Below are 19,825 nucleotides of genomic sequence, written 5' to 3' on the forward strand. Positions count from 1 at the left end.
TTAAGGACAAGACCATGGAATTTTTGAGCGACCCGAATGTCTGGATTGCCTTTGCCATGCTGACCGCACTAGAAATCGTGCTGGGCATTGACAACATCATCTTCATCTCGATTCTGGTGGGACGCTTGCCGCCTGAGCTGCGCGACAAAGCACGTCGACTGGGTCTGGGCTTTGCGATGGTCTCGCGCCTGCTGCTCCTGTTTTCGCTCAGCTGGGTCATGGGCCTTACCGAGGACTTGTTCAGCGTGGCGGGCAAAGGCTTCAGCGGGCGCGATCTGGTGCTGCTGGCCGGGGGCCTGTTCCTGCTCTACAAGGCGTCCCACGAGATATTTGTGGAAGTGGAGGCGCGGGACGAGCATGCCCCGGCCGCCACGGAAGACGCCGTCATGAAGGCTGCAGGGGCCAAGTTGTTCTGGTCCATCATCGGGCAGATTGCCATCATCGACATCGTGTTTTCGCTGGACTCGGTGATCACGGCGGTGGGCATGGTTGACCAGATCAGTGTGATGGTGGCGGCCGTGGTGGTGTCTGTCGGTGTGATGCTGGTGGCGGCCAAGCCCATCGGGGAGTTTGTGGACCGCCACCCCTCTGTGAAGGTGCTGGCGCTGGCATTTCTGGTGATGGTGGGCATGGCGCTCACCGCAGAGGCGTTTGACCAGGAAATCCCCAAGGGCTACATCTACGCGGCGATGGCGTTCTCACTCGCGGTGGAAGCCTTGAACATCCGGGCCCGCGCCAAGCGCAAGGCCCAGAAGAGTTCTTAAACCTCGACCTGCGCGTTCTCCGGCGTCACTATGGGGCCGGTGCCGCTGAAGCGCTCCAGCATCAGGTAGAGCACCGGCGTGATGAAGAGGGTGATGGCCTGCGAGAAGATCAGGCCACCCACCACCGCCAGGCCCAGCGGCTGACGCAGCTCGGCGCCCGCACCCAGGCCCAAGGCAATCGGCAGGGCACCCATCAAGGCCGCCAGCGTGGTCATCATGATGGGACGGAAACGCAAGATGCAGGCCTCGCGGATAGCCTCGGCCGGCGTCATGCCTTGGTGGCGCTGGGCATCGAGTGCGAAGTCGATCATCATGATCGCGTTCTTCTTCACGATACCGATCAGCAACACAAGGCCGATCGTGGCAATCAGCGTCAAATCCTGATCGAAAATCATCAGGGTCGCCAAGGCACCCGTAGCCGCAGAGGGCAGCCCCACCAGAATCGTGATGGGGTGGATATAGCTCTCGTACAGCACGCCCAGCAACACATAAATCACCAGCAAGGCCGCAATAACCAGAATCGCCTGGCTGCCCTGTGAGTTTTTGAACACCGCGGCGTCACCGCCGTACGTGCTGATGATGGACACCGGCATCTGGATGGCTTCACGCGCCGCGTCGATCTTGGCCGTGGCATCGCCCAGCGCCGCACCGGGCGCGAGGTTGAAGGAGACCGTCACTGCCTGCAGCTGACCCACGTGGTTGATGGAGGTCGGCCCCACGGCGCGCTCCACCGTGGTGAAGCTGCTCATGGGCACCAAGCTGCCATTGCTGGAGCGCACATAAATGCTGTTGAGGGCCGCTTCGTCCTGCTTGGCCTCGGGCGCCACTTCCATGATGACCTGGTAGCTGTCGGTCGGAAGGTAAATGGTGGAGACCTGGCGCTCTCCGAAGGCGCTGAACAGGGCCGTGCGGATGCTGTCCACCGACACGCCTAGAGAGTTGGCACGGTCGCGGTCGATCTTGAGCTGGGCCTGCAGGCCGCGCAATTGCGAATCGCTGGTTACGTCACGGAACATCGGGTCGGCACGCAACTTTTCCTGCAGCTTCTGAGCCCAGGTGCTGAGCTCGTCGGCCTTGATGCTTTGCAGGATGTACTGGTACTGCGCCTTGCTCTGGCGTCCGCCGAGCTGCAAGTTCTGGGTGGGCCGCATGAACACGTTGATACCGGCCACTCCGCGCAACTTCTTGCGCAGGCCTTCCACCACCTTCTTCATGGGTTCACGCTCGCCCTGGGGCTTCAAGGTCACAAACATGCGTCCACTGTTCTGGGCCCCATTGCCCCCGTTGAAGGAGCTGACCACCGCGACGTTCGGATCCTTGCGGATGATCTCGGCGGCACGCTCCTGCAAAGCCACCATGGCAGGGAAGGACGTGTCTTCCGCGGCTTCGGTAGTCACCTGGATCTGGCCGATGTCTTCTTCCGGGAAGAAGCCTTTGGGTATCACTTGCAACAGCCACGCAGTAGCCACAAAAGTGGAGATCGCCACGCCCAGAATCACATAGCGGTGCGCCAGCGCCAGGTCCAGCATGCGGGTGTAACCAGCCAGAGTGGCGTTGAAGGCACGCTCAAAACTGCGCACCACCATGCCTGGTGGCTTCATGTGGGCTTCGTCTTTCAGGAAGCGGCTGGCCAGCATGGGCACCAGGGTCAAAGACACAAAGGCCGATACCACGATGGACAAGGCCACCACCACCGCAAACTCGTGGAACAAGAGGCCGATCACGCCGGGCATGAAGAAGATCGGGATGAACACCGCAATCAACGACACCGAAATCGAGATGATGGTGAAGCCCACTTCGCGTGCACCGCGCAAAGCGGCCTGGAAGGAGTTCTCCCCGTTCTCGACGTGGCGGATGATGTTTTCCAGCACCACGATGGCATCGTCCACCACCAAGCCCACGGCCAGCGTCAGGCCCAAGAGAGAAATGTTGTCCAGGCTGTAGTTCAGGCCCCAGAGCAAGGCCACTGCACCGATCAGCGAGACGGGTAGCGACAAGGTCGGGATCACGGTCGCCACAAAGCGGCGCAGGAACAGGAAGATCACCAACACCACCAAGGCGATGGTGCCGATGAGCGTGAGGGTCACATCGTGCAGCGCCTCGCGCACAGACAGAGAACGGTCGTTGACCGGCGTCATCTTCACGGACGCTGGCATCTGGCTTTGCAGGCCAGGCAGGGCGGCGCGGATGGAGTCCACCACGCGCACGGTGTTCGCACCGGGCTGGCGCTGTACCGCCAGAGTGATGGAGGGCTCGCCATTCAGGGTAGCCCAACTCTTGAGCGTTTCCAGGCTGTCTTCCACATTGGCCACATCCCGCAAGCGCACCGGGTTGCCGCCTTTGGTGCTCACGATGAGGTCCGCGAACTCCGCCGCGCTGCGCAACTGCTTGTTGGCTTGCAGCACCAGGGTCTGCTTGGGGCCTTCGAGCGTACCCACAGGGGTGTTGACGTTGGCCGCCTTTAGTGCGGCGCTGATTTCATCCAGGCCGATGTTGCGCACAGCCAGTGCATCGGGCTTGACGCGCACGCGCACCGCATAACGCTTGGCACCGAACACGTTGACCTGGGCCACACCATCCACTGTGGACAAGGTGGGCACGATCAAGTGCTCTGCATAGTCCTGCAACTCGGCGGGCGAGAGCGAGGGGGATTGCAGAGCCACCAGCAACACCGGCGCATCCGCAGGGTTCACCTTGCGGTACGAAGGCGGGTTGGTCATGTCGCTGGGCAGGGAGCGCTGGGCGCGCAACAAGGCGGCCTGCACGTCCACCGCAGCGGCGTCAATGTTTCGGGACTCTTCAAACTCCAAGGTCAGCGATGTGCTGCCCAGCGTGCTGGTGGAGCTGATGGTCTTCAGTCCGGGCACGGTCTGGAATTGCTTCTCCAGCGGCAAGGCTACCGACGTGGCCATGGTTTCCGGGCTGGCACCCGGCAAGGCGGCCGACACGTTGATCACCGGCGTGTCGTAGCTGGGCAGGGCCGATACGGGAATGCTGCGGAAACCGATCACCCCGGCCATCACAATGGCCAGGTTCAGCAGCACCGTCATCACCGGACGGCGGATAAAGTGTTCGGAAATACTCATGGCTTCACGGGCGCTGCTGCATCACTGGAAGCGGGCTTGGGCTCCCCGGCCTTTGCCTCGCCGTCTTTGGGCTTGTCTTTGCCGCCATCAGCGCCACCCTTGGCATCCTTGCCGTCTTTGCTTTCCTTGGCACGCTCCACCACAGGCACGTTGGGGCGCAGGTTCTGTTTGCCTTCCTGCACCACCGAGTCGCCGGGCTTGATGCCGGTGACCGCGGCTTCACCCGCTTCGGAGTACACCAGCTTGATGGGCTTGAGCACGGCCTTGCCGTCTTCCACGACGTAGACGATGGTGCCGCGTGCGCCTTGGACGATGGCCGCCAGCGGAATGACCACCGCATCGGAAATGGTGGTGACGGTCTGCTGCACTTCGGCAAAGGCACCGGGCCAGAGCTTGTTGTCCTTGTTGGGGAACACGGCCTTGGCCTTCACAGCACCCGAACTGGCATCCACCGCGCTGTCTACAAACTGCAGCTTGCCTTTGAAAGTTCCGCCGCCATCGGCCAGCGTGGCCTTCACGGATGCACCGTCTTTCAAGGCCACCAAGGCATCACTGAGGTTGCGCTGTGGAATGCTGAACTGGATACCCACCGGGTCCAGCTGGGTGATGGTGACCAGGCTGGTCACGTTGGCTTGCACGGCACTGCCCACGAACACATTGACGGCACCGGCACGCCCTGAGGCAGGCGCCACGATGCGGGAGTAGGACAAAGCCACCTTGGCGGCATCCAGCGCGGCCTGGTCGGCGTTGACCGTGGCGTTCACGCTGTCCACCAGCGCTTGCGCCGTATCTACCGAGCCTTGGGAAATGAAATTCTGGGCAAACAACTGCTTGGCACGCTCAAACTGGCGCTTGGCATCCGCCAGCGACACGTTGTCTTTGGCCAGCTGCGCGGCGGCCTTGGCCACATTGGCTTCGTCAGTCCGTGCATCCAGCGTGAACAGCAACTGGCCGGCCTTGATGAACTGGCCTTCCTTGAAATGCACCGCCTTGATGGTGCTGCTGACTTGGGTGCGCACATCCACCACATTCAGGGGCACCACGGTGCCGGTGGCTTTGAGTGTGACGTTCAGGTCTTTCTTTTGCGCCTTCACAGTGGACACCGAGGCAGGTCCGCCGGCCGGAGCACTGGCAGCGCCGCTGGCCGGTGTAGCCGCGGGAGTGGCGGCACCCGAAGCGGCAGCAGCCGGCGCGGTATCCGTTTTGCCGGAGCAACCCAGCATGAATAAGGGCAAGGCTGAACAAGCCAGCACGACTTTGGCACGGTAAAGGTTCATGGGCGGAGCAACGACAGGTGGCAATAATGGGAAGAAAGCAGCACAAACGCGTGCGTTTGGCCCTCATTTTTAATGATAGGCCGCACGAGCGTGAATTGACTGCGTCAATCCCGACTGCCGTGCAAAGCGTCTGTAAAGTTATCTGACTTAAGAGGTCAGACAAGTCTACCGGCTCTCCATGGCAGAACCAAGACAGGTTTTCCCTCGCCCTGCCGCGCGATTAGCGCGCCTATGTCGCTTTCGGTTTTTTGAACATCTGCCCCAACCAGGGGCCTGCGCTCACCAGCACGATGCCCGCCAACACCGGAATGGCACCGATGAGGAAACCGGCTTCAATGGGCTCGCCCAACAACCAGGCACCGAAGAGCATGCCGAACAAGGGCGTCATGAACGAGAACACGCCCAGGCGGGATGCCAGGTAGGTGCGCAACATCCAGAACCAGGCCAGAAAGCTGGCAAAGGACACGATGATCCCGTGAAAGGCCAAGCTCGCCCAGACCGTGGGTGTCCAGTTCACATGGCTCTGGCCGGTCACCACGGCGCCGGCGAGCAAGAGCACACAGGCCATGACCAGCTGGTACTGCAAGGTTTTGGCAGGCGCAGCCGTGGACAACACGGAACAACGCACCACCACGGTCGTCGCCGCCCAAGAGATGGCCGCCAGCACGCCCAGAAAGTCACCCCACAGAATGGACGTGGCATCCGACGCGCCAGCCTGACCGCGCCCCAAAAAAGTCATGGCGATGCCGGAGAACGCCAAGGCAATGCCCGACCACTGCAATAGGCCCAGACGCTCTGCTGGCAGGCGCCAGTGCAAGCCCAACGCCGCGAAGATGGGCGCGGTATACAGAAACACCACCATGTGCGATGCACTGGTGTGGCGCAGACCCTCTGCCACCAACAAAAACTCCAGGGCAAACAACACGCCTACGGCCAACCCCGGCCAAAGGGTACCGTCGCGCAGGGACATGCGCTCGCCCCGAAAGTGCATGACCAAAGCCACCAGACACGCGGCAATGCCGGAGCGCAGGCCGATCTGCATGGCCGGTGCCATGTCTTGCGCCGTGGCTTTCAGGGCCACCTGCTGCATGCCCCAGGTGGCACACAGCACCACCATCACCACGATGGCCTGCCCATCGATTGCCTTGCGCGTATCCATAACACCCCGAATTGATTGAATGCAACCATTATTGAACTGACGGCTTTCCTTGATATAGTGAAAAACAGACAAGCCATACGCGATAGCCGACAAGCATGCCCATCCTGCGTCCCAAACTGGAGGTGCCCCTCTCCAGTCCCACCCTGCCGGCGCCCGTGATGTTCCGCAGCGCCTATGTGCCGGACCACGGGCTCTACCCCGAGCACCAACACGCGTGGGGCGAGTTTGTGTATTCCTTCAGCGGTGTCATGGAGGTCAAAGTACTGGGGCACCACTACTTGGCGCCGCCCCAGTACGGCATCTGGCTGCCACCGCATCTGGAGCACGTAGGTCTGAACCGCAAGGCCGCACACCATTGCTCTTTGTATGTTTCCACGCCCCTGTGCCACCAATTGCCTGCCGAGCCGTGCGCCCTCACGGTGAGCCCGCTGGTGCGGGCCATGCTGGAACATTTGCGCTTGCAGCCCGCAGGCATTCCTGCGGGAGGCGCTGAAATGCGACTGCTCAAGGTCCTGCTGGACCAGCTGGTGGTGGCACCCCGCGCCGGCAGCTATCTGCCCGGCTCTGAAGACCCTGCGCTGGGTGCGGTATTGCGCATGCTGGAGGCACAGCCGGGCGATAACCGCTCCTTGCCCGAACTGGCCCGGGCGGTGCACACCACGGAGCGCACCCTGATGCGCCGCTGCCAGCGGGATCTGGGGATGACGTTTGCCGAGTGGCGCCAGCGCCTGCGGGTGGTGCGAGCCATGCCCCTGCTGGAAGCGGGCCAAACGGTGGAGACGATTGCGCTGGACTTGGGTTACAGCAGTGCGTCCGCTTTCATCACCATGTTCAAAAAGCTCACCGGCAGCACGCCGGACGAACTGCGCAAAGCCGCTCTTGGCTAAGACCCGTATCGCCTGGCTCAGGCACTCACAGGGGCACCGCCGAAGCGGCTTTCCGCTTGCTTGCGGAATTCGGATGGAGTCATACCCTTGAGTTCCAGAAAGCGTCGGTTGAAATTGGCCACGTTGTTAAAGCCCACGTCGTAGCAGATGTTGGTGACGTAGCGGTCCGAGGTCATCAGCAACTGGCAGGCGCGGTTGATGCGCACCCGGTTCACAAAGTCGGTATAGGTATTGCCGGTAGCCCTGCGGAAGAAACGCGAAAACCGGCTCTCGCTCATGGCCAATTCGGCTGCCACCTCGGCCGCCGACTGGGAATGCGACGGGTTCTCGGTAATGCGGTTGACGATGGTGTTGATCTGATCCAACTCGGTGTCGTTTTCCACGCCCCGCATTTGCACGTTGGACAGCAGACGGTAATCGCCCCAACGGGCCAGGTCCGTCATGAACTGGCAGAAAGCGGCCAAGCGTTTCAGCCCGCGCGCACTCTTGACGGCCTGCCAATGCGGCTCCGCCTTGTCTGCCCAACCAAAGAATTCGATGCCGTGGCGTGCACGCTCCAACAAAGGCATGATTTCCTGAAACTCAGGAATCGCCTTGCAGGCCAGCTCCAGCGGCTCGTGGCGGAACTGGATCACCAAGTCCCGCCGCGCGACGCCCTCTTCCGGCACATCCAGCGAAATCCAGTTGTGGGGCAGTCGTGGGCCGCACAGAACCAACTGGCCGGCCGCAAACGGGCCTATCCAATCGCCCACAAAGGCCTTGCCCGTGGTGGCGGTGATCAAGTGAAGTTCGTACTCGTCATGGCAATGCCAGCGCGCCAGCGGCGTGGGGTAGCCGTGGTCCAGGCAACGGATGAAGCCGACCTCGTCGGTAGGCTCATAGCCCAGCGACGGGTTGCGGTTGTAGTCGGCCTCCAGCTCCGGCGCCTTGCGGCGGCCGGCGGCCTGTGCACTCATGGGCGAGATCAATGCGTGGGTAGCGACCATGGCAACTTCCCTTAGAAAAACGTCAGCACATCACATTACCAGCATTCGCTCCGGGCGTTCAGCCCAGGTGGTTCTTCACAAACAGGCCTACCCGCTCGTGCGCCACCCGCAAGGCGCCTACCAGCTGCGGGTGCGAAGCCAGTGCCCCCCATAGCACAGTGTCTGCCGCAAAGGCAGCGACCGGGTCGGCAGATTCGCACATAGCGTGCGCTGCAGCCGGATCCATGGCCTGGTCCTGGTAGGTGTAGGCAATCTCACCCCGGTGCCAGCGCTGCAGGTAAGCCAGAAACAGTGCAGGCAACATGGCCACGCTCGAGATGGATTCACCCCGGGCCAGACGCTCGCGAATGGTGGGCGCAATGAACCCTGGAATCTTGGAATAGCCGTCCATGGCCACGCGCTGGTTGGTGTCGCAAATGGCAGGGTTGCCGAAGCGATCCAGCACCACGTCGCGGTAGGCGCGCAGGTCCAGCGGACTGGGCTTTTCGGGGGTATCCAGCACGGGAATGGTGTCGTCCGTCACGTAGTCATAGGCAAAGCGGCGGATGACGGAGTCATGCGTGCCTTCGTGGATGTACTGGTAGCCCACCAGGGTGCCGGCCCAGGCGATGCAGCTGTGGGTGGCATTCAGCAGCCGAATCTTGGCTTCCTCAAAGGCGTCAACCGACTGCACCATCTCCACGCCCACCTGCTCCCAGGCAGGGCGGCCGGCAATGAAGTTGTCTTCAATCACCCACTGGATAAAGCTCTCCCCCATGATGGCGGCTTGATCGTCCCAGCCGGTAGCGGCCTTCACGCGCTCGGCCACATCCGGCGTGGGCCGCGGGGTGATGCGGTCCACCATGGCATTAGGGCTGCTGGTGTTCTGCTCTACCCATGCCTTGAGCGCGGTGTCGCCCAACGCATCTACGAACTGCAGCAAGCCAGCGCGCGAACGCTCGCCGTTGTGGCGGAGGTTGTCGCAGTTCATCAGGGTCACCGCACCGGAGCCGCTGCGCATGCGGGCCCGCAAGATGCTGACCAAGCCGCCGTAAATAGTGTGGCCGGCGCGGCCTGCCTTTACCGCCTCCATGTCAGCCCGCAGGTCAGCAAAGGTGGCCCAGTCCAGCTGGTTTTTCGCGTCCAGGTAGTAGCCGGCTTCGGTCACCGTGAACGAGATGATGCGGGTGGCGGCCTCAGCGCCTGCTGTAATCAGCGGGGCCAGGTCATCCTGATAAGGAATGACTTTCTGGATCGACTCAATGCGCGTGTAGCTGCGCTCGCCCTGGGGTGTCACGGTTTCCAGCGTGTACGCGCCACCTTGGGCCTGCAGGGCCTCCATGGTGGCCAGCATGTCCGGGCGCAGATTGCCGCCGGTGATGGACCATTCGGTATCGCCGCGCTGTCGCAGTTCGTGGATGTAAAGCGCCTGGTGTGCGCGGTGGAACGAGCCCAGTCCGAGGTGAAGAATCGTGGTCATGGTCAGGCGTGAAAAAAGTGGATCAGGGTTCGCTGGGAAATCGCTTAAAGATCAAACTGGGTGGGCATCATCACCACGTCGCGGATGGTCATGCCGCGCGGGCGGGTCAGCATGAAGATCACCACGTCAGCGACTTCCGAGGCTTCAAGCAGGCTGCCTTTGGCCTTGGCCTCTGCCAGCTTGTCGGCGGGCCAATCGGCCAGCAAGGAGGTAATAACCGGCCCCGGGGAAATCGAGCCGACGCGCAGGCCGTGCTTGAACACCTGGCGGCGCACCGTCTGCACAAAGCAGTCAATAGCCCACTTGGACGATGCATACACGGGCTCCCAGGGGGTAGGAAAGTGCGCTGCCAATGAGCTGGTCACGATGATGTCGCCTGAGCCCCGCGCGATCATGTGCGGCAACACGTTGTGCACGTTCTTCATCACCACATTGATGTTCAAGTTGAGCATGCGGTCGATGGCGTCCGGATCACTGTCCACCAGATCGCCACCCACATACAGGCCGGCGTTGGCGTGGAACACATCCAAACGCCCTTCCAAGGCCAGCACTTGGGTGAGCAGGCTGGCGCACTGGTCGCGGTCCAGCAGGTCAAGTACCAGGGGCACCGCTTGGGAGCCCAAGGTGGCGCAGGCTTTGTCCAAAGCGGTGCGATCACGGTCAATCAGCACCACGCGGGCACCGGCTTGCACCATGGCGCTCGCGCTGGCGAAACCGATGCCTGATGCGGCACCGGTAACCGCGGCCACCTGACCTTGCAGAGGTTGCTGTGATTGAGAGGTCATGAGGGCGGACATCAAAGTGCGCTCGCAGCCACGACACGGCCGTTGGCATCGAACAGGTGGGCGGCATCGGCATCGATGTGCACGCCTACGTCAGCGCCCACATGTAATTCGGTGCGGGTGTTCAAGCGGGCCACCAATTGGGCGCCACTCTGGGTGGTCACGTAGATCAGTGTCTCTGCGCCAAGAGCCTCGATCAGCTCTACCTTGGCTTGCACAGCGCCCTGGCCGGCTTGCACCAGCGTGATGCTTTCAGGCCGCAAGCCTATGGAACCCAGCGCGGGCACTTGCACACCGGCCACGGTGGTCACCGAGGGCAGCTTGGCGGCTTCGACCACGTTCATTTGGGGAGTGCCGATGAACTGGGCCACAAACTGGTTGGCCGGGCGGTCGTACAGCTCCAGCGGCGTGCCAACTTGCTCGATGTTGCCGTCGCGCAGCACCACCACGCGGTCGGCCAAGGTCATGGCTTCCACCTGATCGTGCGTCACGTAAATGGTGGTGGCGCCCAGGTCGCGGTGCAGCTTGGCAATCTCGATACGCGTCTGGCCGCGCAGGGCAGCATCCAGATTGGAGAGCGGCTCGTCAAACAAAAATACTTTGGGGGCCCGCACGATGGCCCGGCCGATCGCCACACGCTGGCGCTGCCCGCCCGACAACTCTTTCGGTGTGCGCTGCAGGTAGTTGGTCAGGTTCAGGATCTTGGCGGCGCGGTCCACCTTGTCTTTGATGATGGCGGGGTCCACATTCGCCAGCTTCAGGGCAAAGCTCATGTTCTCGAACACGCTCATGTGCGGGTAGAGCGCGTAGCTCTGGAACACCATGGCCAGGTCGCGCTTGCTGGAAGGCTGGTGGGTGATGTCGCGGCCGTCGAGCTGCAAGCTGCCGCCGTCGATGGTTTCCAGACCGGCAATCAGGCGCAAGAGCGTGGACTTGCCGCAGCCGGACGGGCCCACGAACACCACAAATTCGCCCTGCTTGATGGCCAGGTCAATGCCCTTGATAACACGGTGTTCACCGAACAGCTTTTCAACGCCGCTGAGTTGGAGGTAAGACATGAAAGAAGTCTCCTGATCTTTATTTGTTACTTGACGGCGCCGAAGGTCAGGCCTTGGACCAATTGCTTCTGGCTGAACCAGCCGAAGACCACGATGGGGCCAATCGCCATGAAGGACGCGGCGGACAACTTGGCCCAGAACAGGCCCTCCGGGCTGGAGTAGCTGGCAATCAGCGTGGCCAGCGTGCCGGCCTTGGCGGCACTCAGGTTCAGGGACCAGAAGGCCTCGTTCCAGCTCAGGACCAGGGTCAGCAAACCGGTAGAGGCCAGACCGCCCATGGTGAGGGGCAACAGCACGTAGCGGAACTCGCTCCACAACGTGGCTCCGTCCATGCGGGAGGCTTCCAGAATCTCGTTCGGGATCTCCTTCAGGTAGGAATACAGCATCCACACCATGATGGGCAGGTTGGACAAGGTGAACACGATCACGAGTCCGGTGCGGGTGTCCAGCAAGCCGCTGGTTTGTGCCATCACATACACCGGCACCAGGGCGCCCACAGCGGGCATCATCTTGGTGGAGAGCATCCACATCAGGATGTCCTTGGTGTACTTGCCTTTGAAGAAGGCCATGGCGTACGCGGCGGGAAACGCCAACATCAAGCCCAGAATGGTGGACGCCACACTGGTGATGAGCGAGTTCTTGGCGTAGAGCATGTAGTCGCTACGCTCTTGCACGATCTGGAAGTTCTCCAACGTGGGGGTGAAGAACATCAGGGGCGGCACCGAGATGGCTTGCAGCTCGGTCTTGAAGGCAGTGAGTACCAGCCAGCCCAGCGGGAAGAACAGCACCAGAGTCACCAGCCACGCAACCAGCGTGCGCAGCCAATGCAGCCAGGGGAAAGATTTGGGTTGTGTCATGTGCAGCTCACTTGTCCAGGTTCTTGCCGACCATGCGGATCAGGAAGACGGCGGCGATATTGGCCAGCACCACGGCGAACAGCGCGCCCGCGGAAGCCACACCGGCATCGAAATTCAGTAGCGCCTGCTTGAAAATCAGGAAGGCCACGTTGGTGCTCGCATCGCCCGGGCCACCACCGGTGGTGGTGTAGATCTCGGCAAACACGCTGAGCAGGAAGATCATTTCGATCATCACCACCACCGCCACCGAGCGGGCCATGTGGGGCAGGTAGAGGTAGCGCAGTTGCTGCAGGTAATTGGCGCCGTCCATGCGGGAGGCTTCCAACTGCTCGCGGTTCATGCTCTGCAAGGATGTAATGAAAATGAGCGTCGCAAATGGCAGCCACTGCCAGGACACGATGATGATCACGCTGAACAGCGGGAAGTCGGTCAGCCAGTCCACCGGGGTGCCGCCGAAGAAGATCCATACCTGCGCCAGCACGCCGTAGATGGGGTTCATCATCATGTGCTTCCACAGCAAGGCATTCACGGTGGGCATGACGAAGAACGGAGAAATCAGCAGGATGCGCACCAGACCACGGCCGGGAAAAGGCTCGTCGATCAACAGCGCAATCAAAGTACCCAACACTACCGTGATCAGAATCACGCTGCCCAGCAGCAGCAGAGTGTTCATCACTGCCGTGCCGAACGAAGGGTCGGTCACGAAGTATTCGAAGTTTTCCAGTCCGATAAAGCCGCTCTGGTCGGGCTGCATCAGGTTGTAGCGGATGACCGAGAAGTAAATGGTCATCACCAAGGGCACGATCATCCACAAGAAGAGGGTGATCACTGCCGGCGCCATTAGGGCGCGGGGAATAAATCGGTTCATGAAGATGTCTCTCACTTAGCGTCGCCGGCCCGCTGGGGCATGGAGTGCGGCGGAAAACGTGACATAAAAGGGCGCGCAGGTTCCCCCGCGCGCCTGAAGTCAACCTACCGGGAGAGATGCTTACTTGTAGTAGCCGGCCTTCTTCATTTCGCGCTCTGCTGCGACTTGAGAGGCCTTCAAGGCTGCGTCTACCGACTTCTTGCCGGCCAGTGCTGCACTCATTTCCTGACCCACGGTGGCGCCGATGGCCTGGAACTCAGGAATCGCTGCAAACTGCACGCCGACATACGGGCTCTTGGGCAAGGTGCTGTCGTTCGGGTTGGCAGAGTCGATGGCTGCTTTTTCAGCAGCTGCGAACTTGGCAGCCTTCTGGAACTCAGGGTTGGCGTAGGTGCTCTTGCGGGTACCGGTAGGCACGTGGGCCCAGCCGTTGGTCTTGGCCACCAGCTCGATGTATTCCTTGGAGGTTGCCCAGGTCACAAACTTGCTCGCTGCGTCCACTTTCTTGGAGCCCGATGGAATGGCCAGTGCCCATGCCCACAACCAGTTGGCACCCTTGGGAGTCACAGCGGTTGGTGCTTGTGCAAATGCCACCTTGTCAGCCACCTTGGACTGCTTGGGGTCGGTAATGAAAGACGCTGCAATGGTCGCGTCGATCCACATGCCGCACTTGCCTTCGTTGTACAGCGCCAGGATTTCGTTGAAGCTGTTGGCAGAAGAGCCGGGAGGACCGTAGTTCTTCAGCAGGTCCACGTAGAAGTTGATGGAGTCCTTCCAGGGCTTGCTTTCCAGCTGGGGCTTCCACTGCATGTCAAACCACTGGCCGCCGTTGGTGTTCACCAAGGTGCTCAGGAAGGCCATGTTGTCACCCCAGCCCGGCTTGCCGCGCAGGCAGATGCCGTACACGCCGTTCTTGGGGTCATGGATCTTGGCAGCCAGGGCCTTGATGTCGGTCCATGTGGGCTTGTCGGCCACTTTGATGCCAGCCTTGTCAGCCAGGTCCTTGCGGTACATCAGCATGGAGGATTCACCGTAGAAAGGCACCGCAAACATCTTGCCGTCCACTGACAAACCATTGCGCATGGCGGGCAGGATGTCGTCGGCGTCGTACTTGGCATCCGTCTTCAGTTCCTGCAGCCAACCTTTTTTGCCCCAGATCGGGGTTTCGTACATGCCGATGGTCATCACATCAAACTGGCCGCCTTTGGTGGCGATGTCGGTGGTCACGCGCTGGCGCAGCACGCCTTCTTCCAGGGTCACCCACTTGAGCTTGATATCGGGGTTGGCCTGCTCGAAGTTCTTGCTGAGCTTCTGCATTTCGATCATATGGCCGTTGTTCACGGTGGCGATAACCAGCTCGGTGTCAGCGGCGAAAGACGCGCCTGCCATCAAACCGAAGGCCAAAGCCAGAGATGCTTTGAGTTTCATGAAACTGTCTCCTGTTGTTAATTTCGTGGTGTTCAGCCAATGCCAACCGTGCATCGACAGGGCTGAATAGTAGAAGTCGCCACCTAGCGGGGTTGATACTTTCGGGACGATTGCGTGTATTTTGATGCGCCATGGGACTAGGGTTTTCCCACACAGATGCGATAACGTATTGATCTTCGGAAATTTTTGCAAAGTTTGGCCAGAGAAGTCCGGTCAGTCCCTCTGAGCGCGCAAGCGGTTCGCTGACCGGCAAACACGATCGATCTTGGGCTTCTTCGGATGATTTGGTTATTTAGAACTGAAAATTCCGTTGTTCCAGTTTTAACGAAGGGCTTTCAGAATCACCTTTATCGCATTAACGCGTTGATTTCTGGAGTTGATATGCCCTTTGCATCTATTGCCACCGCGTCTCACAACGCCTCCCTCTCCCGCCGCGGCTTCGGTACGCTGGTACTCGCTGGCGCCCTTGCAGCCTCTGCCGGCCAGGCCCTTGCGCAACAAAGCATCACCCTGCTCAACGTGTCGTACGACCCGACCCGCGAGCTGTACGTGGAATTCAACGCCGCGTTTGCCAAGTACTGGAAGGCCAAAACCGGCCAGGACGTGACCATCAAACAAAGCCATGGCGGCTCGGGCAAGCAGGCCCGCTCCGTGATCGACGGGCTGGACGCTGACGTGGTGACCCTCGCCCTGGCCGGCGACACCGACGCCATCGCCAAGAACGGCGGCTGGATCAACAAAGACTGGCAAAAGCGCCTGCCCCACAACTCCACACCGTATGCCTCCACCATCGTGCTGGCCGTGCGTGAGGGCAACCCCAAGAAGATCAAAGATTGGGATGACCTGATCCGCCCTGACATCAAAGTCATTACCCCCAACCCCAAGACCTCGGGTGGCGCACGCTGGAACTACCTGGCCGCCTGGGAATTTGCCAAGCGCAAATACGGTAGCGACGCCAAGGCCAAAGAGTTCGTCGCCAAGCTGTACGGCAATGTGCCCATTCTGGACACCGGCGCACGCGGCTCCACCATCACCTTCGCCCAACGCAATCAGGGCGACGTGCTGATCGCCTGGGAAAACGAGGCGTATCTACTGGAAAAAGAATTCGGCGCCAAGTTCGACGTGATCGCTCCCCCCTTGTCCATCCTGGCTGAGCCTGCCGTCGCCGTGGTCGACAAAAACGTGGACAAGAAGGGCACCCGTGCCGTGGCCGAGGAGTACCTGAAGTACCTGTACAGCGAAGAAGGCCAGGACATCGCGGGCAAGAACTTCTACCGCCCCGTAATCTCCGAAAAGGCCAAAGCCAAATACGCCAAGCAGTTCCAACCGCTCAAAACCTTCACCATTGAAGAAGCCTTCGGTGGCTGGGAAAAAGCCGATAAGGAGCACTTTGCCGATGGCGCCACCTTTGACCAAATCTACACCAAAAAGTAATCAAATTGGCTGCTAGCGCCCATCTAATCTGTGCTAGCAGCTATGAAAAAAATAGCAATTAACATCAAGAGAAAACTGCCATGTCCATTCAAGCCATCAACGTACGCAACCAATTCAAAGGCAAGGTACGTGAAATCATCCGCGGCGACGTGGTCTCGGAAATCGACGTCGAAACCCCTTGGGGCATCGTCACTTCTGTCATCACCACGCGCTCTGTGGACGACCTGCAACTCGCCATCGGTTCAGACGTGGTCGCGCTGGTGAAGTCCACCGAAGTGTCTATCGCCAAACTCTGATCGCCCGCATTCCAGCCCGCACAGCCCGCGGCCTCAAGGCCAAGGGCTTTTTTATTTGCGCGCCAGCCAGACCCCGAACACAGTCAGCCCCATGCCGGCGAGTGCCAAGCCGGTCAGCGTCTCGCCAAACAGGGCCCAGGCCACCAGCGCGGTGCAGGGCGGCACCAGGTAAAACAGGCTGGCCACATTGACGGCCGTGCCACTGCGGATCAGCACATTGAGCAGGGTGACCGCGCCCAAGGACAACACCAGCACCAGCCAGGCCAACGCAAACACGAAGGAGCCGGTCCACTCAATGTGCATGGTCTCGGTGGCAGCTGCCGCCAAGCCCGTCAACACCAGGCTGGGAATGAACTGAATGAGCGAGCCCGTGCGCAAATCAAACGAAGGGCAATAGCGCTTCTGATACAGCGTGCCGGCCGTGATGGCCAGCAATGCCACAGCCACCGGGAACAACAAGGTCCACAAGGTGGTCAACCCCGCACCGGCGGCCACCTTGTGCGCCACCACCAGCGCCACGCCCGCAAAGCCTGCCGCCAGGCCGGCCCATTGCGTAGCCCGCACTTTTTCTCGCAACAACCAGCCGGCGCCCAACGCGGTGAGCAGGGGCTGCAGCCCCACGACAATGGCCGCCACACCTGCCGGCAGCCCATGGCCGATGGCGATGAACACACCACCCAGATACACCGCATGCACCAGCACGCCGGTCACGGCAATGTGCCCACACTCGCGCAATGTGGACGGCCAAGGTGCCCGCGTGTGCCACACCACCAGCCCCATCAGCACCAGCACCGCGGCGTAGCGCACGGCCAAAAAGGTGAGTGGCTCCACATACGGCAAACCGAACTTGGCCCCGATAAAGCCGGTGCTCCACAGGGCCACAAACAAGAGCGGATACAGGGCGGCCAGTGGCGAGGCGGAGGAGGTGGGGCGCGAAGACATGCACCGATCTTAAAGACCTGCGCTACACGCTCTGATGGCCATGCTTGCCCCGCATAAGCAAACAACAAAGTATTCGTTGGGTTTCGCACATCGCTTGCGCAGAATGGCCCCTCGCTCGTTTTGAAGGTGAGTCCATGTCTACTGTGTTGATTGTTCCCGGATGGCGTGATTCCGGGCCTGGCCATTGGCAAACCCTGTGGGCCGAACAACTGCCGGGCGCAGTGCGCGTGCATCAGGACGACTGGATCACCCCTACGCGCACCGCGTGGGTCGCGTCGATCACGCGCCACATTCTGGAGATTGGTGGTCCGGTCGTCATTGCTGCGCACAGCCTGGGCTGCATTGCTACCAGCCACTTGCCGCCGGAAGCGGTAGAGCGCATTGTGGGCGCCCTGCTCGTGGCTCCGGCCGACCCCGAACGGCGCGGCATTCTTGCGGACTTTGCCCCCGTGCCCTACCAGCCACTGCCCTACCGCAGCATTGTGGTGGCCAGCACCAACGACCCGTTTTGCCCGGTGCGCACTGCAGGTGCCTATGCACGGGCGTGGAAGAGTGAATTCGTGCGCCTGCCCGACGCCGGCCACATCAACGTGGAGGCCGGCTTCGGCCCCTGGCCGCTGGGCAGCGCATTGCTGCAGAGCTTGCTTCCGGTTGAAAGCCTCGCAGAAGTTTGAGTCCAGCTTGAGTTCGCACCATTCCACGCATAGGTTCCGGTCACGAACCGGTTTCACAGCGCATCAGGGGTGCTCAGCGGTGGCATGCACCTGCTCGTGGCGCAGGACATGCAAGCCGCTGGCCACAATGATGGCGCCACCGAGCAGGGTAAATGCATCTGGCCATTGCCGCCACACCATCCAATCAATGGCCAGACTCCATGCAAGAGCGGTGTATTCAAAGGGGGCCACTGCGCTGGCCTGCCCATGCCGGAAAGCTTCGGTAATCGCAAGTTGCCCCAGAAAACCGGAAATCGCCAAACCTAGCCATAGCCAAAGGTCCGCGCTCTGCACAGGCAGCCAATGCGGGGCGGCGAGCACGCCTGCGCCCAACGTCAAAATCACCATCACCCACAAGACCAGGCTGTCTTTGGAGTCGGTACGACTGCAAAGACGCGTCACCACCGCAGACACGGCGTAGCACACTGCGGCACCCAACACTGCCAACCCGGACCAGCTGACAAAACCCTCCGCGCTCGGCCGCAAGGCCACCAGTACCCCGGCAAGTCCCCCCACTACAGCCCACCAGTGCGCGCGAGGCGCCTGCTCACCGAGCACTGGCCAGGCGAGCACCGTGATCAACAGCGGCGCAAAGAACATCAGGGTATAGGCATGGGTGAGCGGCAAGCCGCGCACACCGACGGTAAACAGCACCAGCATGGCGATCACCAGCGCCCCACGCAGCAGGTGCAAGGGCCAGCGTGCACGCATTACCTCCGGCCACGCACCCCGCCAATGAATCCACAACACGATCAACGGCAGCGAAAGCCCGCCACGTAGGGCAGCGATCTGGATGGGGGGATAGCGCTCAGACAGCACCTTGATGAGGGTGTCCATCACAGAGAACAACATCACGGCAAGCAACATGGCAGTGATGCTGCGGGGGTTGCCCTCCTTCAGGCGAAAAAAGAAGTTCGGCATGGTAAGGATCGTAGCGGCACAGGCTGGACGCGCTACAGTCCTGCCAACCCGCAGGACATGCATGAACTGGCTTACCGCTCTCTCGACCCTCTTTCGCCCCCAACCCCGCACTGCCGAGCAACGCGCGCGTGAGCTGCTGCGCGCGGTGGACGCCGGAGGCTTGCCCCTGAATGTGGCGGTGGTGAACCATATTGCGCGCGAGCTGGGCCTGGATGTGTCGCGCAAGGCGCGCATGCCCGAGACGATTGAGCGCATCCGTAAAGTGATGGCGGCGCGCTAAAACCATGCTCAAACTCGGATTCAACTTTCTGGTCGTGGTGTTGCTGGTGCTGGTGGTGGTGTTCACCTGGCGCACCAAGCGGCGCGAAAAGTGGGAGCGTGCCGGCCTGTGCTACAGCTGCGGCGCTGTGCCCCACACCATCGACAAACATGGCCGCATCTGCAACGACTGCGTACTGACCCGCAAGATCCAGCGCGGCTTGGCCGCCTTTATGGCGCTGGTGGCGGCAACCATTGCCGCCTGGATTTACTGGCCGTTCTGACCGGTGCTGGCGTGCACGACCTGTGCACCGGCGGCACTGCGCCCCTGTTTGGGTGACTTCACTTCCGCCTTGTGCGAGTTGCCGGCCATCCAGCCGATGCACGCCGCAATCACCAGCCAGCGCCAGTAGTGCACAGGTCGGGGACGGGAAGTGGCAGAGCGGTTCATGTCAACGGGGCGCAGGAGCGCAAAAAGCGGGAATGGGCGGATTGTTGATGCCTTCGCCACCGCCGTCCAACCCGACTGTCCACGCGTAAACAGTTCGCGAGCAACGTTTCCGGCTACTATGAATTTCATAGCTGCTCGCACACATGCCACGTGCGCTACCGGTCTATTTGGTATCCATAGTACGGACGTAAGGAACTTC

At 61.1% G+C, this 19,825-nt stretch carries 20 protein-coding genes; 7 read left to right on the plus strand and 13 right to left on the minus strand.

Annotated features, from left to right (window positions below; all coding sequences use genetic code 11):
• Positions 1 to 14 precede the first annotated feature (14 nt).
• Entirely contained in the window at positions 15 to 764 is a 750-nt protein-coding gene (locus AEP_RS12145; protein WP_087495618.1) for a TerC family protein, read from the plus strand.
• On the opposite strand, the gene AEP_RS12150 is transcribed toward AEP_RS12145, so the two are convergent.
• The 3 genes from AEP_RS12150 to AEP_RS12160 form a co-directional block, all read right to left on the minus strand.
• Positions 761 to 3,850 carry an efflux RND transporter permease subunit gene (locus tag AEP_RS12150; protein WP_087495619.1) on the minus strand — a complete coding sequence of 1,030 codons (3,090 nt, stop codon included), beginning with the start codon at positions 3,848 to 3,850 and terminating at the stop codon, positions 761 to 763. The genes AEP_RS12145 and AEP_RS12150 overlap by 4 nt on opposite strands.
• Entirely contained in the window at positions 3,847 to 5,127 is a 1,281-nt protein-coding gene (locus AEP_RS12155) for an efflux RND transporter periplasmic adaptor subunit (RefSeq protein ID WP_087495620.1), read from the minus strand. The genes AEP_RS12150 and AEP_RS12155 overlap by 4 nt, the downstream gene beginning before the upstream one ends.
• A 229-nt stretch (positions 5,128 to 5,356) precedes the next feature.
• Positions 5,357 to 6,286 (minus strand): DMT family transporter, encoded by a 930-nt coding sequence (locus tag AEP_RS12160; RefSeq protein WP_087495621.1) that lies wholly within the window; start codon positions 6,284 to 6,286, stop codon positions 5,357 to 5,359.
• 95 nt (positions 6,287 to 6,381) lie between these two features.
• Between AEP_RS12160 and AEP_RS12165 the strand changes: the two genes are divergently transcribed.
• A complete protein-coding gene (locus AEP_RS12165; protein ID WP_087495622.1) occupies positions 6,382 to 7,173 on the plus strand; it encodes an AraC family transcriptional regulator in 792 nt (263 codons plus the stop codon).
• A gap of 17 nt (positions 7,174 to 7,190) precedes the next feature.
• Here the strand turns inward: AEP_RS12165 and AEP_RS12170 are convergent, their stop codons facing one another.
• From AEP_RS12170 to AEP_RS12200, 7 genes are all read right to left on the minus strand, one after another.
• The gene (locus AEP_RS12170; protein WP_232459819.1) at positions 7,191 to 8,159 is read right to left on the minus strand and encodes an AraC family transcriptional regulator; all 969 of its coding nucleotides are present in this window, start codon (positions 8,157 to 8,159) and stop codon (positions 7,191 to 7,193) included.
• A 58-nt stretch (positions 8,160 to 8,217) separates the two neighbouring features.
• Complete coding sequence (dalD, locus tag AEP_RS12175) at positions 8,218 to 9,618, minus strand: D-arabinitol 4-dehydrogenase (RefSeq protein ID WP_087495623.1); 1,401 nt, start codon at positions 9,616 to 9,618, stop codon at positions 8,218 to 8,220.
• 44 nt (positions 9,619 to 9,662) lie between these two features.
• Positions 9,663 to 10,403 carry an SDR family oxidoreductase gene (locus AEP_RS12180; RefSeq protein WP_087497316.1) on the minus strand — a complete coding sequence of 247 codons (741 nt, stop codon included), beginning with the start codon at positions 10,401 to 10,403 and terminating at the stop codon, positions 9,663 to 9,665.
• A gap of 11 nt (positions 10,404 to 10,414) precedes the next feature.
• Positions 10,415 to 11,458 carry an ABC transporter ATP-binding protein gene (locus tag AEP_RS12185; protein ID WP_087495624.1) on the minus strand — a complete coding sequence of 348 codons (1,044 nt, stop codon included), beginning with the start codon at positions 11,456 to 11,458 and terminating at the stop codon, positions 10,415 to 10,417.
• Positions 11,459 to 11,484: 26 nt separating this feature from the next.
• On the minus strand, positions 11,485 to 12,315 hold the full coding sequence (locus AEP_RS12190; protein ID WP_087495625.1) for a carbohydrate ABC transporter permease: 831 nt from the start codon (positions 12,313 to 12,315) through the stop codon (positions 11,485 to 11,487).
• A 7-nt stretch (positions 12,316 to 12,322) separates the two neighbouring features.
• A complete protein-coding gene (locus tag AEP_RS12195) occupies positions 12,323 to 13,183 on the minus strand; it encodes a carbohydrate ABC transporter permease (protein WP_087495626.1) in 861 nt (286 codons plus the stop codon).
• Positions 13,184 to 13,303: 120 nt separating this feature from the next.
• Complete coding sequence (locus AEP_RS12200; RefSeq protein WP_087495627.1) at positions 13,304 to 14,611, minus strand: ABC transporter substrate-binding protein; 1,308 nt, start codon at positions 14,609 to 14,611, stop codon at positions 13,304 to 13,306.
• Positions 14,612 to 14,992: 381 nt separating this feature from the next.
• Between AEP_RS12200 and AEP_RS12205 the strand changes: the two genes are divergently transcribed.
• Both AEP_RS12205 and AEP_RS12210 read left to right on the plus strand, forming a co-directional pair.
• On the plus strand, positions 14,993 to 16,045 hold the full coding sequence (locus AEP_RS12205; RefSeq protein WP_087495628.1) for a sulfate ABC transporter substrate-binding protein: 1,053 nt from the start codon (positions 14,993 to 14,995) through the stop codon (positions 16,043 to 16,045).
• An 80-nt stretch (positions 16,046 to 16,125) separates the two neighbouring features.
• Complete coding sequence (locus tag AEP_RS12210) at positions 16,126 to 16,341, plus strand: TOBE domain-containing protein (protein ID WP_087495629.1); 216 nt, start codon at positions 16,126 to 16,128, stop codon at positions 16,339 to 16,341.
• A gap of 51 nt (positions 16,342 to 16,392) precedes the next feature.
• Here AEP_RS12210 and AEP_RS12215 read toward each other — a convergent pair whose 3' ends face one another.
• Positions 16,393 to 17,283 carry a DMT family transporter gene (locus AEP_RS12215; RefSeq protein WP_087495630.1) on the minus strand — a complete coding sequence of 297 codons (891 nt, stop codon included), beginning with the start codon at positions 17,281 to 17,283 and terminating at the stop codon, positions 16,393 to 16,395.
• Positions 17,284 to 17,417: 134 nt separating this feature from the next.
• Between AEP_RS12215 and AEP_RS12220 the strand changes: the two genes are divergently transcribed.
• Positions 17,418 to 17,957 carry an RBBP9/YdeN family alpha/beta hydrolase gene (locus AEP_RS12220; protein ID WP_087495631.1) on the plus strand — a complete coding sequence of 180 codons (540 nt, stop codon included), beginning with the start codon at positions 17,418 to 17,420 and terminating at the stop codon, positions 17,955 to 17,957.
• Positions 17,958 to 18,020: 63 nt separating this feature from the next.
• On the opposite strand, the gene AEP_RS12225 is transcribed toward AEP_RS12220, so the two are convergent.
• Entirely contained in the window at positions 18,021 to 18,917 is an 897-nt protein-coding gene (locus tag AEP_RS12225) for a DMT family transporter (protein ID WP_198301819.1), read from the minus strand.
• Positions 18,918 to 18,978: 61 nt separating this feature from the next.
• Here AEP_RS12225 and AEP_RS12230 point away from each other — a divergent pair, with 61 nt between their 5' ends.
• Together AEP_RS12230 and AEP_RS12235 are read left to right on the plus strand one after the other, a co-directional pair.
• The gene (locus AEP_RS12230) at positions 18,979 to 19,197 is read left to right on the plus strand and encodes a hypothetical protein (protein WP_087495632.1); all 219 of its coding nucleotides are present in this window, start codon (positions 18,979 to 18,981) and stop codon (positions 19,195 to 19,197) included.
• A gap of 4 nt (positions 19,198 to 19,201) precedes the next feature.
• Positions 19,202 to 19,459, plus strand: coding sequence for a hypothetical protein (locus tag AEP_RS12235; RefSeq protein WP_087495633.1), 258 nt, complete (start codon positions 19,202 to 19,204; stop codon positions 19,457 to 19,459).
• Here the strand turns inward: AEP_RS12235 and AEP_RS20730 are convergent.
• Positions 19,444 to 19,755 (minus strand): hypothetical protein, encoded by a 312-nt coding sequence (locus tag AEP_RS20730; protein WP_157673159.1) that lies wholly within the window; start codon positions 19,753 to 19,755, stop codon positions 19,444 to 19,446. The two genes, AEP_RS12235 and AEP_RS20730, sit on opposite strands and share 16 nt — an antisense overlap.
• Positions 19,756 to 19,825: the final 70 nt, after the last annotated feature.

The organism is Curvibacter sp. AEP1-3 (genome assembly GCF_002163715.1).
Lineage (GTDB): Bacteria > Pseudomonadota > Gammaproteobacteria > Burkholderiales > Burkholderiaceae_C > Allorhodoferax.

What these genes read in the sequence shown, in the direction of transcription:
- AEP_RS12145 (WP_087495618.1), top strand. Translation starts at nt 15, where the DNA reads ATGGAATTTTTGAGCGACCCGAATGTCTGGATTGCCTTTGCCATGCTG.
- AEP_RS12150 (WP_087495619.1), bottom strand. Translation starts at nt 3,850, where the DNA reads ATGAGTATTTCCGAACACTTTATCCGCCGTCCGGTGATGACGGTGCTG.
- AEP_RS12155 (WP_087495620.1), bottom strand. Translation starts at nt 5,127, where the DNA reads ATGAACCTTTACCGTGCCAAAGTCGTGCTGGCTTGTTCAGCCTTGCCC.
- AEP_RS12160 (WP_087495621.1), bottom strand. Translation starts at nt 6,286, where the DNA reads ATGGATACGCGCAAGGCAATCGATGGGCAGGCCATCGTGGTGATGGTG.
- AEP_RS12165 (WP_087495622.1), top strand. Translation starts at nt 6,382, where the DNA reads ATGCCCATCCTGCGTCCCAAACTGGAGGTGCCCCTCTCCAGTCCCACC.
- AEP_RS12170 (WP_232459819.1), bottom strand. Translation starts at nt 8,159, where the DNA reads ATGGTCGCTACCCACGCATTGATCTCGCCCATGAGTGCACAGGCCGCC.
- dalD (WP_087495623.1), bottom strand. Translation starts at nt 9,618, where the DNA reads ATGACCACGATTCTTCACCTCGGACTGGGCTCGTTCCACCGCGCACAC.
- AEP_RS12180 (WP_087497316.1), bottom strand. Translation starts at nt 10,403, where the DNA reads ATGACCTCTCAATCACAGCAACCTCTGCAAGGTCAGGTGGCCGCGGTT.
- AEP_RS12185 (WP_087495624.1), bottom strand. Translation starts at nt 11,458, where the DNA reads ATGTCTTACCTCCAACTCAGCGGCGTTGAAAAGCTGTTCGGTGAACAC.
- AEP_RS12190 (WP_087495625.1), bottom strand. Translation starts at nt 12,315, where the DNA reads ATGACACAACCCAAATCTTTCCCCTGGCTGCATTGGCTGCGCACGCTG.
- AEP_RS12195 (WP_087495626.1), bottom strand. Translation starts at nt 13,183, where the DNA reads ATGAACCGATTTATTCCCCGCGCCCTAATGGCGCCGGCAGTGATCACC.
- AEP_RS12200 (WP_087495627.1), bottom strand. Translation starts at nt 14,611, where the DNA reads ATGAAACTCAAAGCATCTCTGGCTTTGGCCTTCGGTTTGATGGCAGGC.
- AEP_RS12205 (WP_087495628.1), top strand. Translation starts at nt 14,993, where the DNA reads ATGCCCTTTGCATCTATTGCCACCGCGTCTCACAACGCCTCCCTCTCC.
- AEP_RS12210 (WP_087495629.1), top strand. Translation starts at nt 16,126, where the DNA reads ATGTCCATTCAAGCCATCAACGTACGCAACCAATTCAAAGGCAAGGTA.
- AEP_RS12215 (WP_087495630.1), bottom strand. Translation starts at nt 17,283, where the DNA reads ATGTCTTCGCGCCCCACCTCCTCCGCCTCGCCACTGGCCGCCCTGTAT.
- AEP_RS12220 (WP_087495631.1), top strand. Translation starts at nt 17,418, where the DNA reads ATGTCTACTGTGTTGATTGTTCCCGGATGGCGTGATTCCGGGCCTGGC.
- AEP_RS12225 (WP_198301819.1), bottom strand. Translation starts at nt 18,917, where the DNA reads ATGCCGAACTTCTTTTTTCGCCTGAAGGAGGGCAACCCCCGCAGCATC.
- AEP_RS12230 (WP_087495632.1), top strand. Translation starts at nt 18,979, where the DNA reads ATGAACTGGCTTACCGCTCTCTCGACCCTCTTTCGCCCCCAACCCCGC.
- AEP_RS12235 (WP_087495633.1), top strand. Translation starts at nt 19,202, where the DNA reads ATGCTCAAACTCGGATTCAACTTTCTGGTCGTGGTGTTGCTGGTGCTG.
- AEP_RS20730 (WP_157673159.1), bottom strand. Translation starts at nt 19,755, where the DNA reads ATGAAATTCATAGTAGCCGGAAACGTTGCTCGCGAACTGTTTACGCGT.